At 69.5% G+C, this 14,115-nt stretch carries 7 protein-coding genes, 2 tRNA genes and 5 pseudogenes; 4 read left to right on the top strand and 10 right to left on the bottom strand.

Annotation, left to right across the window (positions count from 1 at the left end):
* Positions 1-2: 2 nt before the first annotated feature.
* The 3 genes and pseudogenes from DPM13_RS03480 to DPM13_RS25690 form a co-directional block, all read right to left on the bottom strand.
* Complete coding sequence (locus DPM13_RS03480; RefSeq protein ID WP_112887467.1) at positions 3-1,307, bottom strand: short-chain fatty acyl-CoA regulator family protein; 1,305 nt, start codon at positions 1,305-1,307, stop codon at positions 3-5.
* Positions 1,308-1,469: 162 nt separating this feature from the next.
* Positions 1,470-4,538, bottom strand: a pseudogene (locus tag DPM13_RS03475) (efflux RND transporter permease subunit).
* Between the two features lie 304 nt (positions 4,539-4,842).
* Positions 4,843-5,999, bottom strand: a pseudogene (locus DPM13_RS25690) (efflux RND transporter periplasmic adaptor subunit); the annotation flags it as partial.
* A 190-nt stretch (positions 6,000-6,189) separates the two neighbouring features.
* Here DPM13_RS25690 and DPM13_RS03465 point away from each other — a divergent pair.
* Positions 6,190-6,263: transfer RNA gene (locus DPM13_RS03465), tRNA-Gly, on the top strand.
* A gap of 30 nt (positions 6,264-6,293) precedes the next feature.
* Here the strand turns inward: DPM13_RS03465 and DPM13_RS03460 are convergent.
* Positions 6,294-6,716 carry a DUF1489 family protein gene (locus DPM13_RS03460; protein ID WP_080620770.1) on the bottom strand — a complete coding sequence of 141 codons (423 nt, stop codon included), beginning with the start codon at positions 6,714-6,716 and terminating at the stop codon, positions 6,294-6,296.
* A gap of 100 nt (positions 6,717-6,816) precedes the next feature.
* Between DPM13_RS03460 and DPM13_RS03455 the strand changes: the two genes are divergently transcribed.
* On the top strand, positions 6,817-8,031 hold the full coding sequence (locus DPM13_RS03455; protein ID WP_105291445.1) for a multidrug effflux MFS transporter: 1,215 nt from the start codon (positions 6,817-6,819) through the stop codon (positions 8,029-8,031).
* 4 nt (positions 8,032-8,035) lie between these two features.
* The gene (locus tag DPM13_RS03450; RefSeq protein WP_112887466.1) at positions 8,036-8,560 is read left to right on the top strand and encodes a GNAT family N-acetyltransferase; all 525 of its coding nucleotides are present in this window, start codon (positions 8,036-8,038) and stop codon (positions 8,558-8,560) included.
* A 268-nt stretch (positions 8,561-8,828) separates the two neighbouring features.
* On the opposite strand, the gene DPM13_RS03440 is transcribed toward DPM13_RS03450, so the two are convergent.
* The 5 genes and pseudogenes from DPM13_RS03440 to DPM13_RS03425 all read right to left on the bottom strand — a co-directional run bounded on the left by DPM13_RS03440 (position 8,829) and on the right by DPM13_RS03425 (position 12,099).
* Positions 8,829-8,903, bottom strand: a tRNA-Glu gene (locus DPM13_RS03440).
* Between the two features lie 107 nt (positions 8,904-9,010).
* Positions 9,011-10,513 (bottom strand): annotated as a pseudogene (recJ, locus tag DPM13_RS26545) (single-stranded-DNA-specific exonuclease RecJ).
* Positions 10,470-10,630 (bottom strand): annotated as a pseudogene (locus DPM13_RS22045) (ISL3 family transposase); the annotation flags it as partial. The pseudogenes DPM13_RS22045 and recJ, both read right to left, overlap by 44 nt.
* 173 nt (positions 10,631-10,803) lie before the next feature.
* Positions 10,804-11,769 carry a class II fructose-bisphosphatase gene (gene glpX / locus DPM13_RS03430; RefSeq protein WP_080620766.1) on the bottom strand — a complete coding sequence of 322 codons (966 nt, stop codon included), beginning with the start codon at positions 11,767-11,769 and terminating at the stop codon, positions 10,804-10,806.
* Between the two features lie 78 nt (positions 11,770-11,847).
* Positions 11,848-12,099 carry a BolA family protein gene (locus tag DPM13_RS03425; RefSeq protein ID WP_036761762.1) on the bottom strand — a complete coding sequence of 84 codons (252 nt, stop codon included), beginning with the start codon at positions 12,097-12,099 and terminating at the stop codon, positions 11,848-11,850.
* A 68-nt stretch (positions 12,100-12,167) separates the two neighbouring features.
* Here DPM13_RS03425 and DPM13_RS03420 point away from each other — a divergent pair, with 68 nt between their 5' ends.
* Complete coding sequence (locus DPM13_RS03420; RefSeq protein WP_080620765.1) at positions 12,168-12,794, top strand: DnaJ domain-containing protein; 627 nt, start codon at positions 12,168-12,170, stop codon at positions 12,792-12,794.
* Positions 12,795-12,947: 153 nt separating this feature from the next.
* Here the strand turns inward: DPM13_RS03420 and metK are convergent.
* Positions 12,948-14,113 (bottom strand): annotated as a pseudogene (gene metK / locus DPM13_RS03415) (methionine adenosyltransferase).
* Positions 14,114-14,115: the final 2 nt, after the last annotated feature.

The following is a 14,115-nucleotide window of genomic DNA, read 5'->3' as shown; positions in this document are numbered from 1 at the left end:
CCTCAGGCCGGACCCAGGATCGAGGGTTCGTGCCGCGCCGGGCAGGCCGGGCGCGGGCAGATCCGGCAGGCCGGGCCCACGGGTAGGGCGGGGCGCGCATCCGCGGCGGCGGGCGCGGGCAGCAGCACATCTGCGCCCGGCTCAGCGCCGGCCCGTCGAACCCCATGGCGCTGCAGCCGCTCGGCCACGGCCCAGGCGAGATAGCGGCTGCCGCCCGGCGTCTCGATCAGGCGGGCGACGGGCAGCTGCGGCTGGGCCAGGGCCTCGAACAGCGGCCACAGCGCGCAGCCCTCGCCGGGGCGGGGCAGTTCGAACCCCGGGGGCGCATAGCGAAACAGCGGCGCGCCCGAGCCGTCGCAGATCACCAGCCCCGCATCCGCCCAGGGGCCGGGGCGCAGCACGCCCAGCCGGCGCAGCACCAGGTCGAGCGGCCAGCCGCCGCGCAGCGCCAACAGGCCCGGATCGGGTGCCGCTGTGTCCTCGGCCAGGGCGGCCAGCGCGGCATCGGGCAGGGCGGCGCGGTCGCGGGCCTGCGCCGCAAGCACCCCCCGCGCCATCGCCCGCGCCGCGTCCGAGGCCAGCTCTGCCGCCTCGGCCGGGTCGGACTGGCCGGCGGCGGCCCAGGCCTCGACCTCTTCCTGGGGCGACATGGGCACGGCGTCGTCCTCGAACGTGTCCAGATAGGCCACCAGCGACTGCGCGGTGCGCGACAGGCGCTGGCTGTCGGCGTCGAGATTGCCGTGGAAGCGGTCGCGCCATTCCGGTTCGATGTCCGGCGTCTCGGCCAGGATCGAGGCGGTCGAGCGCACCGCCGTCACCGCCGACTGGATCTCGTGCAGCGTCGCCAGCAGATAGGGGTCGCGCGTCATCCGGTCCGACAGCGCCACCAGCCGCCGTTCCAGCGCATCGGCCCGCCGGACCGAGGCCGAGAGCGCCCCCGCCCAGCCGGGAAAGCGCGCCGCGAATTCGGCGATCTGGTCCAGCTCCACCGGCAGGGACTGGCCCGCGACCAGCGCCGCCGCCTCGCGCAGGCCCGAGATCAGGATCTCCTCGCGGTCCGAGGCCAGTTCGCGGGCGTCGATCTCCAGCGCTTCGGCCAGGCGCGACAGCAGCGCCTCGCCCACGGGGCGCCGGTTGTGTTCGATCAGGTTCAGATAGGCGGCCGAGATGTCGGCATGCCGCGCCACCTCGGTCTGGCGGCGGCCCAGCGACAGGCGCCGTTCGCGGATGCGGGTGCCGATCAGCGGCCGTTTGGCCGCCTGCCGGGCCGAGGGGAGGCGGGACGGGGGCCTAGGGGGATGAGCCATCCTAGCCCCCCGCCATGCCCGGACCATCCGGCCCGGGGCCCGATGCCGCCCTGAACGCGATCTGTCGACGGCTGTGAACCATCAGCTTTCCCTGCCGCCATCGGGCGGGCTCCCCCTGGACCAGATTAAGGCGGCCGTGGGATCGCGGCAAGCATCCGCGTGTCAGGCGGCGACCTGCGGGCCGGCAGCGGGCTCGGGCCGGCCCAGCAGGCGCCGGACCAGGACGAAGAACAGCGGCACGAACAGCACGCCCAGCACGGTGGCCGCGATGGTGCCGCCCAGGACCGTTGCGCCGATGGTGTTGCGCCCGTTCGCCCCTGCGCCGGTCGACAGGACCAGCGGCAGCACGCCCAGCGAGAACGCGACCGAGGTCATCATGATCGGGCGGAAACGCTGGCGCGCGGCCTCGGTCACGGCCTCGTACAGGGGCTTGCCGTGCTGCTCGGCCTGTTCGCGCGCGAATTCGACGATCAGGATGGCGTTCTTGCCGGTCAGGCCGATCACCGTCAGCAGCCCGACCTGAAAGAACACGCCGTTGTCGAAACCGCCCAGCCAGGCCCCGACCAGCGCCCCCAGAACCCCGATGGGCACGGCCAGCATCACCGCAAAGGGGATCGACCAGCTTTCGTAAAGCGCGGCCAGGCACAGGAACACGACGGCCAGGGACAGGCCGTATAGCAGCGTGGCCTGGTTGCCGGCCGCCTGCTCCTCAAGCGACAGGCCCGTCCAGGCCACGTCGAAGCCCGTGGGCAGCTTGCCGGCCAGTTCCTCGATGGCGGCCATCCCCTCGCCCGAGGAGACGCCGGGCGCCGGACTGCCCTGGATCTGCATCGCGGGCACGCCGTTATAGCGGTAAAGCCCCTGCGGCCCATAGCTCCACCGTCCTTCGGCAAAGTTCGAGAAGGGCACCAGCCCGCCGGAACTGTTCCGCACCCGCCATTTGTCGATGTCGGTGGGCACCGACCGCGTCGGCGCGTCGCCCTGGACATAGACGCGCTTGATCCGGCCCCGGTCGATGAAGTCGTTCACATAGCGCCCCGCCCAGGCGACCGACAGCAGGCTGCCCACATCGGTCGCGCTGACCCCCATGGCGCCCGCCTTGCGCCAGTCGATGTCCAGGTTGTATTGCGCCGCGTCCTCGAGCCCGTTCGGTCGGGCCGAGCCGATGCGCGGATCCTGTCCCGACATGCCGAGCATCTGGTTGCGCGCCTCGAGCAGCTGTTCGTGCGTCTGGCCGCCCCGCGCCTGCAGGTAGAAGTCGAAGCCCGAGACGTTGCCAAGCTCGATCACCGAGGGCGGAACGATGGGAAACACCATCGCATCGCGGATGCCCATCAGCGCGGGAAAGGCGCGGCCGGCGACGGCCTGCACGGACTGGGCCGCATCGGGGCGCTCGTCCCAGTCCTTCAGCCGCAGGAACGCGATGCCCATGTTCTGGCCTGCGCCCGCGAAGCTGAAGCCCGCGACGCCGAACATGGATTCGATGTTGTCGCCCTCGGCCTCGTTGAAATAGGTCTGGATCTGGTCGATGACGGTGTTGGTCCGTTCCGTCGTGGCGCCGGTGGGCCCCTGGATCAGGACGAACATGATGCCCTGATCCTCGTCCGGCAGGAACCCGGTTGGCGTGCGCAGGAACAGGAACACCATCGCCGCGCCGATGCCCAGATAGATCAGCATCATGCGCAGCGGCCGGCGGATGATCCAGCCCACCCAGGAACTGTAGCCGTGCATCGTCCGGTCGAAGCCGCGGTTGAACAGACCGAAGAAGCCCCGCGTCTTGTGCCCGTGTTCGTTGCGCAGAAGCGTCGCGCAAAGCGCCGGCGTCAGGGTCAGCGCCACCACGACCGAAAGCCCCATGGCGCTGGCGATGGTGATGGCGAACTGCTTGTAGATCACCCCGGTCGAGCCGCCGAAGAAGGCCATCGGCACGAAGACCGCCGACAGGACCAGCGCGATGCCGATCAGCGCGCCGGTGATCTGGCCCATGGATTTCTTGGTCGCCTCGCGCGGCTCAAGGTCCTCCTCCTCCATGATCCGCTCGACGTTCTCGACCACGACGATGGCGTCGTCGACCAGAAGGCCGATGGCCAGCACCATGGCCAGCATGGTCAGCGTGTTGATGGTGAACCCCAAGGCCGCCAGCACGCCGAAGGTGCCCAGCAGCACCACCGGCACGGCCAGCGTGGGGATCAGCGTCGCGCGCCAGTTCTGCAGGAACAGCAGCATGACGAAGAACACCAGCACGATGGCCTCGACCAGCGTCTTGACCACCTCCTCGATCGAGATCAGCACGAAGGGCGTGGTGTCATAGGGGATCACATAGCTGACCCCTTCGGGGAAGAACTTGGCGAACTCGGCCATCCGGGCCTTGACCCTCTCGGCCGTGTCCAGCGCGTTCGCGCCCGAGGCCAGGCTGATCGCGATCCCGGCCGAGGGTTTGCCGTTGTAGCGCGCCTCGGTCATGTAGTCCTCGGCCCCGATCTGGACCCGCGCCACGTCCTTGAGCAGGATCAGGCCGCCGTCGGCTTCGGCCCGCAGCACGATCTGTTCGAAGTCCTCGGGCGTGGACAGCAGGGACTGCGCGGTGATCGTCGCGTTCAGCATCTGCCCCTCGGGCGCGGGCTGGCTGCCGAAGCTGCCGGCCGAGATCTGGGCGTTTTCCGCCGCGACCGCGGTGACCACGTCGCCGGGCGTCAGTTCATAGGCGGCCAGCTTGGACGGGTCCAGCCAGATCCGCATGGCATATTGCGCGCCGAACACCTGGACCGAGCCCACGCCCTCGACCCGGCTGAGGTCGTTGACTAGGTTCGAGATCAGGTAGTCGGACAGGTCCACCTGCTCCAGCCGCCCGTCGTCCGAGATCAGCGCCACCACCATCAGGAAGCCCGAGGAGGATTTCTCGACCGTGACGCCCTGGCGCTGCACGGTTTCCGGCAGCAGGGCGGTGGCCTGGGCCAGCTTGTTCTGCACCTGGACCTGGGCGATGTCGGGGTCGGTCCCCGTCGAAGGTCAGTTCGGACTGCGACGCCCCGAGCCGAGCTCGAGCGTCGAGCTGAAATAGCGCAGCCCGTCCAGGCCGGTCATCTGCTGTTCGATGACCTGGGTCACGGTATTGGCGACCGTATCGGCCGAGGCGCCCGGATAGGTCGCCCGGATCGTGACCGAGGGCGGCGCGATCTGGGGATATTGCGCGACGGGCAGGGTCAGGATCGACATGAGCCCGATCCCCATGATGAGGATCGAGATGACCCAGGCAAACACCGGACGGTCGATGAAAAAGCGAGCCATTCTAGGTTCCTGTCCGAAATGCCCCTAAACGGGGTCAGCCGTTCGATGCCTTGGGTTCGGTCGTCTGTTCGCCGGCGGGGGCCGGCTGGTCCTGCCCGCCCTGCGGCCCGTCGGGCGCCGCCCCGGGGGTGGGCGCCTCGGGGGCCGGCTGGACGGGGGCAGGCTGGGCGGGGGCGGGCTGGTCGGGGGCGGGCTCGTCCCCTTCTGCCCCGGCGGCGGGCTGGGCCTGATCCTGCGCCGGCTGGCCGGCGGGGGCCGCGGGCTGGGTTCCCGCCGCCTGGCGTTCCTCGGGCACGACGGGCATGCCGGGGCCGATCTTCTGGACGCCCTCGACGATCAGCCGGTCGCCGTCCGACAGGCCCTTCGTCACGATCCAGCTGTTTCCGTGGTCCTGCAGGATAGTCAGGTCGCGTTGCTCGACCTGGTTCTGGGCGTTGACGACCAGGGCGATCGGCTGGCCCCGGCGGTCGCGGCTGACGCCTTCCTGCGGCGCCAGGATCGCATTATGCGCGGTGCGCTGCTGGACCACGGCCTGCACATACATTCCGGGCAGCAGGATGCTTTCCGGGTTGGGAAAGGACAGCCGCAGCGTGATGACGCCGGTGGTTTCGTTCACGAAGGGCTCGGCCGCGGTCAGCTGCCGGCGATCCCGTATTCGGTGCCGTCGGCCAGCCGCAGCGTGACCTGCTGGCCGGGCCGCTCGATCTCGGCTTCCTGGACGGCGGCCATGTCGCGGCGCCAGCGCACGACCTCGGCCGCGGACTGGGTCACGTCGACATGCACCGGGTCCAGCGCGCGGATCACCGCCAGCGGCGTCGCCTGCCCGGCGGTCACCAGCGCGCCCTGGCTGACCTGGGCCAGGCCGATCTCTCCGTCCAGCTCGGCGCGGATGGTGGTGCGGTCCAGTTCGATCCGGGCGGTCTGCAACTGCGCCTCGGCGACCTTGACGGCGGCTTCGGCTGCGTCCCGCGCGGCGATGGCGGTGTCCGAGGTGCTTTCGCTGGCCACCCGGCGGTCGCGCAGGGCGCCGGCGCGCTCGGCCTCGCGCCGGGCATTGTCGGCCTGGGCGCGCGCCTGTGCGACGGCGGCCTCGGCCTGGGCCACGGCGGCTTCGTAGGTGGTCTTGTCGATGCGGAACAGCGGATCGCCCACCTTGACCCGGCGCCCTTCGTCGAACAGGCGTTCGGTCACGATGCCATTGACCTGGGGCCGCACCTCGGCCTCGGCCGAGGCGGTGACGCGGCCGGGCAGGGTGGTCGTCACCGGCACGTCCTCGACGTGCAGCGTCACCACCGTGACGGTGGGCGGCGGTGCCTCGGCCTGCTGCTGGGCCAGGGCCGGGGAAAGGCCCGCCAGCCCGGCAAGAAACATCGACAAGGCAATGCGGCGCGAAAGCGCGGACATGATGTGCTCCGGGGCATGTGCTGACCTGTTGTCGCATAACGACCCTTCAAGCCGGAAATATCAATGCCGCATCCCAGCCGGCGCGCGCAAAAAATCCCCCTGGTTGTCGATTGGGCACGCCCAAGGCCGCGCCGGGGCGGCGCAGATTGCACTTGCAGGGCGGACGGCGAGCCGGTAATCAAGCCGGGCCGCGGGTGTAGCTCAATGGTAGAGCCGCAGCTTCCCAAGCTGAAGACGAGGGTTCGATTCCCTTCACCCGCTCCAGTTCCGCCACCGTCCCCTTGAACGCCGTGCTTAGCGCAGGCCCATCTCTGCCAGCGCGCGTGCGATGTCGGGGGGCAGGCTGGGTTCGTCCTCGCGCCCGGCGGGCAGGTCGGGGGGCGCGTCGCCCGCCGTCAGGTAGCGCCAGCCCTGAAAGGCGCGGCGCGGCACGGCCGCGACGCGGACCAGCCCGGGTTCTAGGATCAGGGCGCAGCGGCGGATGCCGTCGGCGCCGGTCACCTCCTCCAGCCCGATCAGGCGCTGGCGGGCCTGCATGATGCCCTTGAACACCCAATAGATCGAGCCGCCCGCCAGCAGCTCGTCCTGGCGCTTGGGCCACATCCGGGTGACATGGCGCGCCGGGCCGCCCTGCCAATGGTGGCGTTGCCACTGGTCCAGCGCGGCCGGGGTATCGCAGCCGACGCACAGTTTCATCAGGTTCAAAGGTCCGCTCATGCGCCCGATATAGCCACTCGCCGCCGTTCTGCAACGCCGCGACCTTGCGTCCCGTGGGTCCGGGGGGTAGGTCCGGGGGGCTCCATACAAGAGGTTTTCGATGTCCGCCCCGGTTCAGCCCCCCCTGGCCAGGCAACCCCTGCCCGAATTCATCGCAATGATGGCGCTGGTCTTTGCGGTCATCGCCTTTTCCATCGACTCGATGCTGCCCGCGCTGCCGCAGATCGCCCAGACCCTGACCCCCGAGAACGTGAACCGCGCCCAGCTTGTGCTGACCGCCTTCATGGCGGGCATGGGGGTGGGGCTGTTCGTTGCGGGGCCGCTGTCGGACACCTTCGGGCGCAAGCCCGTCATCACCCTGGGCTTTGCCATCTATGCGCTGGCCTCCATCGCCGCCGTCTTTGCGCAGTCGCTGGAAATGCTGCTGGTCGCGCGCTTCGTCCAGGGGCTGGGCGCCGCCGGGCCGCGGATCGTGTCGCTGGCACTGGTGCGCGACCTGTACCAGGGGCGCGAGATGGCGCGGATCACCAGCTTTGTCATGATGATCTTCATCCTGGTCCCGGCCGTGGCGCCCTCGGTCGGGGCCGTCGTCATCCATCTGGTCGGCTGGCGCGGTGTCTTCGGGTCCTTCGTGCTGCTGGCGCTGGTCGGCTCGCTTTGGGTAAACCTGCGCCAGCCCGAGACGCTGCCCCCCGCCCGCCGCCGGCCGATGAACCTTGCCAGCCTGATGGCTTCGGCCCGCGAGGTGCTGGGCCACCGCCAGGTGCAGCTGGTCACGGTCATCATGACGCTGGGTTTCGGCCAGATGTTCGCGCTGCTGAGTTCCGCCCAGCAACTGTTCGCCGAGACCTATGGCAAGGGCGACCAGTTCCCCCTGTGGTTCGCCGGCATGGCGCTGCTGGCGGGAACGGGGACCGTCCTGAACGCGCGCTATGTGGTGCGGCTGGGCATGCGGCGCATCGTCAAAAGCGCCTATGCGATGCAGGTGGTGGTGTCGGGGACGATGCTGGTCCTGGTCTGGGGCGACCTGCTGCCCGAGCCGCTGCGCTTTCCCGCCTTCTTCTTCTGGGCGGTCAGCGTGTTCTTCATGGCGGGCGTGACCTTCGGCAACCTGAACGCCATGGCGCTGCAGCACATGGGCCATGTGGCGGGGATGGCGGCCTCGGTCGTGGCGGCGGTCTCGACCATCGGGGCGGTGCTGATCGCCGCGCCGGTGGGCCAGTTGTACGACGGCACCGCGCTGCCCATGGTCCTGGCCACGCTGGCCTGCTCGGGCCTGGCGCTGCTGCTGATGCGCCGCGTGGACGAGGTCTAAGGCCATGGCCAGGCTTGTCATCCGCGACGCGGCCGAGGCCGACATGCCCGCCGTCTGCGCCATCTACAACCACGCCGTCGCCCACACGACGGCGATCTGGAACGACCGCACCGTGGACCCGGCCGACCGGCTGGCCTGGTGGCAGGGGCGCAAGCAGGCCGGCTATCCGCTGCTGGTCGCGGTCGATGCGTCGGGCGCGGTGATGGGCTATGCCTCGTTCGGCGACTGGCGCGCCTTCGACGGCTTTCGCCACACGGTCGAACATTCGGTCTATGTCGCCCCCGACCGGCAGGGCGCCGGCGTCGGCCGCGCGCTGATGGTGGCGCTGATCGACCGCGCGCGGGCCCTGGGCAAGCACGTCATGGTCGCGGGGGTCGAGGCCGGCAACCAGGGCTCGATCCGGCTGCATCTGGAGCTGGGGTTCCGCCAGGTCGGGCTGATGCCGCAGGTGGGGGCCAAGTTCGGCCGCTGGCTGGACCTTGCGTTCCTGCAACTGGTGCTGGACGACCGCGCCGCGCCGGATGCCTGATGCCGGTGAAAACCCGATGCCGGGGATGCTGGCGGGCCGAAGCCGAGTCGAACCCCTCTTTTCAGGTTGAAAACCTGACGTCCTAACCGATAGACGAACGGGCCAGCGTGTCGCCATGCGACGGGCGGGGTTTAGGCCAGCACGGCCGCCCCCGCAAGGGGGTCCGCGCCATTCTTCTGTGGGTAAATCGCAGGCCCGCGCGGCAAAAGAAAAGCGCCGCAAATCCGGCGGGGATTTCGGCGCGGCGCCTGATCCTGTCAGGCGAAAGTGGCAGCCCGTAGGGGAGTCGAACCCCTCTTTTCAGGTTGAAAACCTGACGTCCTAACCGATAGACGAACGGGCCACTGCGTTCCGCAAGGCTTGGTGCCCGGCGGCGTGGAGCGGTGTTTAGGCGAGGTGCCTTGTCCGGCAAGCGGAAAGTTTGCCCGCCGGCCAAGTTTTCGCACACGCTCAGCCCGCCGGAGCGGCGTCGTCCAGGCGCAGCCGCACGCGTTCGCGGCCGCCCCATTGCGACAGCTCCAGCTTGCCCGCCAAGTGAAAGCGCCGGCCCCGCGCGCCCAGCAGGGCAGGGCCCAAGGGACCCGACATGGCGCCCCAGGCGACGGCATCGACGGGCGGGCTGCCCGGGCTGCGAAAGCGCAGGCGCAGGTGGCTGTCGCCCATGGTGGCGGCGCTGTCGATCAGCTGATCGGCAAAGGCGAAGCGCGGCGCGGGCGCGGCCTGGCCATAGGGGCCGGCGCGCTCCAGCATCTGCATCAGCTCGACCGTGGCGCCCGCCGGGTCCAGCAGGCCCGAGATGCGCAGCTCATGCGCGCCGCTGCGGTCGGCCAGTTCGCGCGCCAGCAGTTCGGACAGCCGCTGCATGGCGGCGGGGATCGCCGCTTCCTCGACCGTCAGCCCGGCGGCCATGGCGTGACCGCCGCCCTTCAGCAGCAGCCCCTCGGCCGCCAGGCGATGGATGGCGCGGCCCAGGTCCACCCCCGGAACCGACCGGGCCGAGCCCTTGCCGATGCCGGTCTCCACCCCGATCACCACCGAGGGCAGGTTGGTCGCCTCTTTCAGGCGGGCGGCGACGATGCCGACCACGCCCGGGTGCCAGCCCGCGCCGGCGGCCCAGGCGACCAGGCCGGGGTCGCGCGCCTCGACCTGGGCCAGGGCGGCCTCGCGCACGGCGGCCTCGATGGCGCGGCGGTCGCGGTTCAGCTGGTCCAGTTCCTCGGCAAGCGGATCGCGCGGGCGGGATCGGTGCAGGCCAGGCATTGCGCGCCCAGGTCGGCGCGCCCCACGCGCCCGCCCGCGTTGATCCGCGGCACCAGAAGGAGCCCATGTGATAGGCGCTGGGGGCGGCGTCCATGCGCGCCACATCGGCCAGGGCGACCAGCCCGGGCCGTTCGCGCCGCGCCATGATCGCCAGGCCCTGCCGGACAAAGGCGCGGTTGACGCCGACCAGCGGCGCCACGTCCGCCACCGTCGCCAGCGCCACGAGGTCCAGAAGGCAGATCAGGTCGGGCTGCGGCAGGCCGCGTTCGCGCAGCAGGCGGTTGCACTGCACCAGCGTCAGGAACACCACGCCGGCGGCGCAGAGATGGCCCAGGCTGCCATCCTCGTCCATGCGGTTGGGGTTCACCACGGCGACGGCGGGGGGCAGCGTCTCGATGCCCTGGTGATGGTCCAGGACGATCACGTCGCAGGTGGCGGCGGCCAGGGCATCAAAGCTCAGCGTGCCGCAATCGACGCAGACGATCAGGTCATGGCCCGCCGAAAGCCCGGCGATGGCCGGGGCATTCGGGCCATACCCCTCGTCGATGCGGTCGGGGATGTAGAGGGTCGCGTCGCGCCCCTGACGGCGCAGCCAGTCGATCAGCAGCGCGGCCGAGGCGCCGCCGTCCACGTCGTCATCGGACTAATAATAGCCGCCGTTGCGGTCGCGGGCGACGATCCGGATGCTGGGATGTGCGCGGAGCCATGTTCGCACAGGGTCAGCGGATCGGGCAGCAGGTCGATCACCTGCCGCCGTTCCAGGTCGCAGATCATCGTGCCGTAACGCTGTCCCTTGCGCCATGCCCAGTCACGCGGCTGACGATCAGGGGCAGGCGGCTGTCCGGCCAGCGCCTCGGCCGCGCGCTCGAGCCCGGGTTCGGGCCCGCGCCACAGCCGGCCGGTCAGCGAGGAGGAGACGGAAAGAAAAGCGGTCATGGGGCTTCATCCCCCATGACCGCCCGCGGTTCAAGCGGTCTGCGCCGTCACTTCACGGGGTTGCGATAGATCATGCGCCGGACCGACCCGGTCTTGGAGCGCATCAGGATCGTCTCGGTCGTCAGATAGCCCGGCTCGCGCTTGACCCCGGCCACGATCGAGCCGTTGGTGACGCCGGTCGCGGCAAAGATCACGTCGCCGGTCACAAGCTCGTCGCGCGAATAGATGCGGTCCAGGTCGTTGATCCCCGCCTTCTTCGCACGGCCCTTCTCGTCCTCGTTGCGGAACAAGAGCTTGCCCCACATCTGCCCGCCCATGCACTTCAGCGCGCTGGCCGCCAGGACGCCCTCCGGTGCGCCGCCCGAGCCCATGTACATGTCGATGCCGGTCAGCTCGGCCTCGGCGCAGTGGATGACGCCGGCGACGTCGCCGTCGGTGATCAGCCGGATCGCCGCGCCGGTCGAGCGGACCTCGGCGATCAGGTCCTCGTGCCGGGGCCGTTCCAGGATGCAGACGGTGATGTCGCTGTCCTTGACGCCGCGGGCATTGGCCAGCGCCCGCACGCGTTCGGCCGGCGCCATGTCCAGGCTGACCACGTCCTTGTCATAGCCCGGGCCGATCGCCAGCTTTTCCATGTAGACGTCGGGGGCGTGCAGCAGCGTGCCGCGCGGCGCCATGGCGATCACGGTCAGCGCGTTCGGCATGTCCTTGGCGGTCAGCGTGGTGCCCTCGAGCGGGTCCAGCGCGATGTCGACCTCGGGACCGTTGCCGGTGCCGACCTCCTCGCCGATATACAGCATCGGCGCCTCGTCGCGCTCGCCCTCGCCGATGACGACGACGCCCTTGATGTCCAGCATGTTCAGCTGGTCGCGCATGGCGTTGACCGCGGCCTGGTCGGCCGCCTTCTCGTCGCCGCGCCCGATCAGGCGGGCCGAGGCATGGGCCGCAGCCTCGCTGACGCGGGCCAGGCCCAGAGACAACATGCGGTCATTGAAATCCTTGGGCGGGGTCATCGTCAAAGTCCTTGTTCTACAGTTATCCGGCTAATACGCGGGGCGGTTTCAGCGGGCAAGACTGGGGGCGCTAACGGCTCATCTTTCGGCCAGTTCCATGGCAAGCGCGTGAATGCGCGGCACGATGTCGCCCAAAGTGCGATGAACCAGCCGATGCCGGGCGACCCGGTCCAGCCCGACAAAGGCGGGGCTGGCCATGCGGATGCGGAAATGCGTCTCGCCGCCCTCGCGCCAGCCGCCATGGCCGCGGTGGCTCTCGCTTTCGTCCAGGATCTCCAGCCGGGTCGGATGCAGCGCCTGCAGCCGTGCGGTCATCTCGTCCACGATCATTCCAATGCCCCTTTCATGTCGCGCGAAATAGCCTAAACTGCGCGTCCCGATAAGGACAAGGCAGTCAGATGAGCAACAGCGACCCGTTCGGATTCGACATTTCCGCCGCCTCGGACAAGAAGCGCAAGGCCAAGGGCCGGCGGGGAATGTCGGGTGCCTTCGAGACGTCGACCCGCCGTTGCGACAAGGAGGGCTGCAACCAGCCTGGCCAGTACCGGGCGCCGAAATCGCCGCGCAACCTGGACGACTACTACTGGTTCTGCAAGGATCACGTCCGCGAATACAACCTGAACTGGAACTATTTCCAGGGCCAGTCCGAGGCCGAGTTCCAGCAGTTCCTGGACAATGCGACGGTCTGGGAGCGTCCGACCAAGCCCTTTGGCCGTGCCGCGCAGGAACAGAAATGGGCCCGCCACGGTATCGACGACCCGCTTGAGATCCTGGGCGCCAACGGCACCAACCCCGAGACGCGCCGCACCGCGACCCGCAAGCTGCCGCCGACCGAACGCAAGGCGCTGGAAATCCTGGAAGCCAAGGACAGCTGGACCCGCGCCGAGATCCGCAAGCAGTACAAGTCGCTGGTCAAGGACCTGCACCCGGACATGAACGGCGGCGACCGTTCGGACGAGGATCGCCTGCAGGAAGTCGTCTGGGCCTGGGACCAGATCAAGGACAGCCGCAGCTTCAAGGAATAAAAAAGGGGGGGGCTTTGCCCCCCGCGCGTTTCGCGCTCCCCCCAGGATATTTGGACAAGAAAGAAGCACCTTGCGTGTTGGCGCCGCCTGGAGCTTCTTTCTTGCCTAAGTATCCCACGGGGGACCGGGGGTGTGAAACCCCCGGCTGCGGCCTTACAACTCGCGTTTCAGCGCATCGGCGAGATCGGTGCGTTCCCACGAGAAGCCGCCGTCGGCCTCGGGGGCGCGGCCGAAATGGCCATAGGCGGCGGTGCGGCGATAGATCGGGCGGCAGAGGTCCAGATGCTCGCGGATGCCGCGCGGCGTCAGGTCCATCGCGCGCGAGACGGCGCGTTCGATCTCGGCCTCGGGCACTTCCGAGGTGCCGAAGGTGTCGGCATAAATCGACAGCGGCTTGGCGACGCCGATGGCATAGGAAAGCTGGATCACGCAGCGTTTCGCAAAGCCCGCCGCGACCACGTTCTTGGCCAGATAGCGCGCGGCATAGGCGGCCGAGCGGTCGACCTTGGTCGGATCCTTGCCCGAGAAGGCGCCGCCGCCGTGCGGGGCCGCGCCGCCATAGGTGTCGACGATGATCTTGCGGCCGGTCAGGCCGGCGTCGCCGTCCGGGCCGCCGATGACGAAGGTGCCGGTCGGGTTCACCCACCATTCGGTCCGCTCGGTCAGCCAGCCGGCGGGCAGGATCTCGCGGATATAGGGCTCGACGATGGCGCGGATGTCGTCCGAACTCTGGGATTCGTCGCGGTGCTGGTGCGAGAGCACCAGGCTCGTCACCTCGACCGGCTTGCCGTCTTCGTAGCGCAGCGACAGCTGCGACTTCGCGTCCGGGCCCAGCATCGGCTCGGCGCCGGATTTGCGCGCCTCGGCCAGGCGGCGCAGGATGGCATGGGCATACTGGATCGGCGCCGGCATCAGTTCGGGCGTCTCGTCCACGGCATAGCCGAACATGATGCCCTGGTCGCCCGCCCCGTCGCGGTCCACGCCCTGGCTGATATGGGCGGATTGTTCGTGCAGGTAGTTGTGGACGTGGCAGGTGTTCCAGTGGAACTTCTCCTGCTCGTAGCCGATGTCGTGGATGGTGTCGCGCGCGATCTGGGTCACGCGGCCCATGTATTCGCCCAGTTTCTTCTGGTCGGTCAGCCCGATTTCGCCGCCGATCACCACGGTTCCGGTGGTGGCGAAGCTTTCGCAGGCGACGCGGCGGCCGGGTCTTCGGCCAGAAGCGCGTCCAGCACCGCGTCCGAGATCTGGTCGCACAATTTGTCGGGGTGCCCCTCGGACACGGATTCCGAGGTGAACACGTAGTTCTGTCTGGCCATGA

Origin of the sequence: Paracoccus mutanolyticus (assembly GCF_003285265.1) — a bacterium.
In the GTDB taxonomy this organism is placed as follows: Bacteria; Pseudomonadota; Alphaproteobacteria; order Rhodobacterales; family Rhodobacteraceae; genus Paracoccus; species Paracoccus yeei.
Note: the sequence above shows the minus strand (reverse complement) of the source record. Positions and strands in the feature narration are given on the sequence as shown.

What these genes read in the sequence shown, in the direction of transcription:
- DPM13_RS03480 (WP_112887467.1), bottom strand. Translation starts at nt 1,307, where the DNA reads ATGGCTCATCCCCCTAGGCCCCCGTCCCGCCTCCCCTCGGCCCGGCAG.
- DPM13_RS03460 (WP_080620770.1), bottom strand. Translation starts at nt 6,716, where the DNA reads ATGAGCGGACCTTTGAACCTGATGAAACTGTGCGTCGGCTGCGATACC.
- DPM13_RS03455 (WP_105291445.1), top strand. Translation starts at nt 6,817, where the DNA reads ATGTCCGCCCCGGTTCAGCCCCCCCTGGCCAGGCAACCCCTGCCCGAA.
- DPM13_RS03450 (WP_112887466.1), top strand. Translation starts at nt 8,036, where the DNA reads ATGGCCAGGCTTGTCATCCGCGACGCGGCCGAGGCCGACATGCCCGCC.
- glpX (WP_080620766.1), bottom strand. Translation starts at nt 11,769, where the DNA reads ATGACCCCGCCCAAGGATTTCAATGACCGCATGTTGTCTCTGGGCCTG.
- DPM13_RS03425 (WP_036761762.1), bottom strand. Translation starts at nt 12,099, where the DNA reads ATGATCGTGGACGAGATGACCGCACGGCTGCAGGCGCTGCATCCGACC.
- DPM13_RS03420 (WP_080620765.1), top strand. Translation starts at nt 12,168, where the DNA reads ATGAGCAACAGCGACCCGTTCGGATTCGACATTTCCGCCGCCTCGGAC.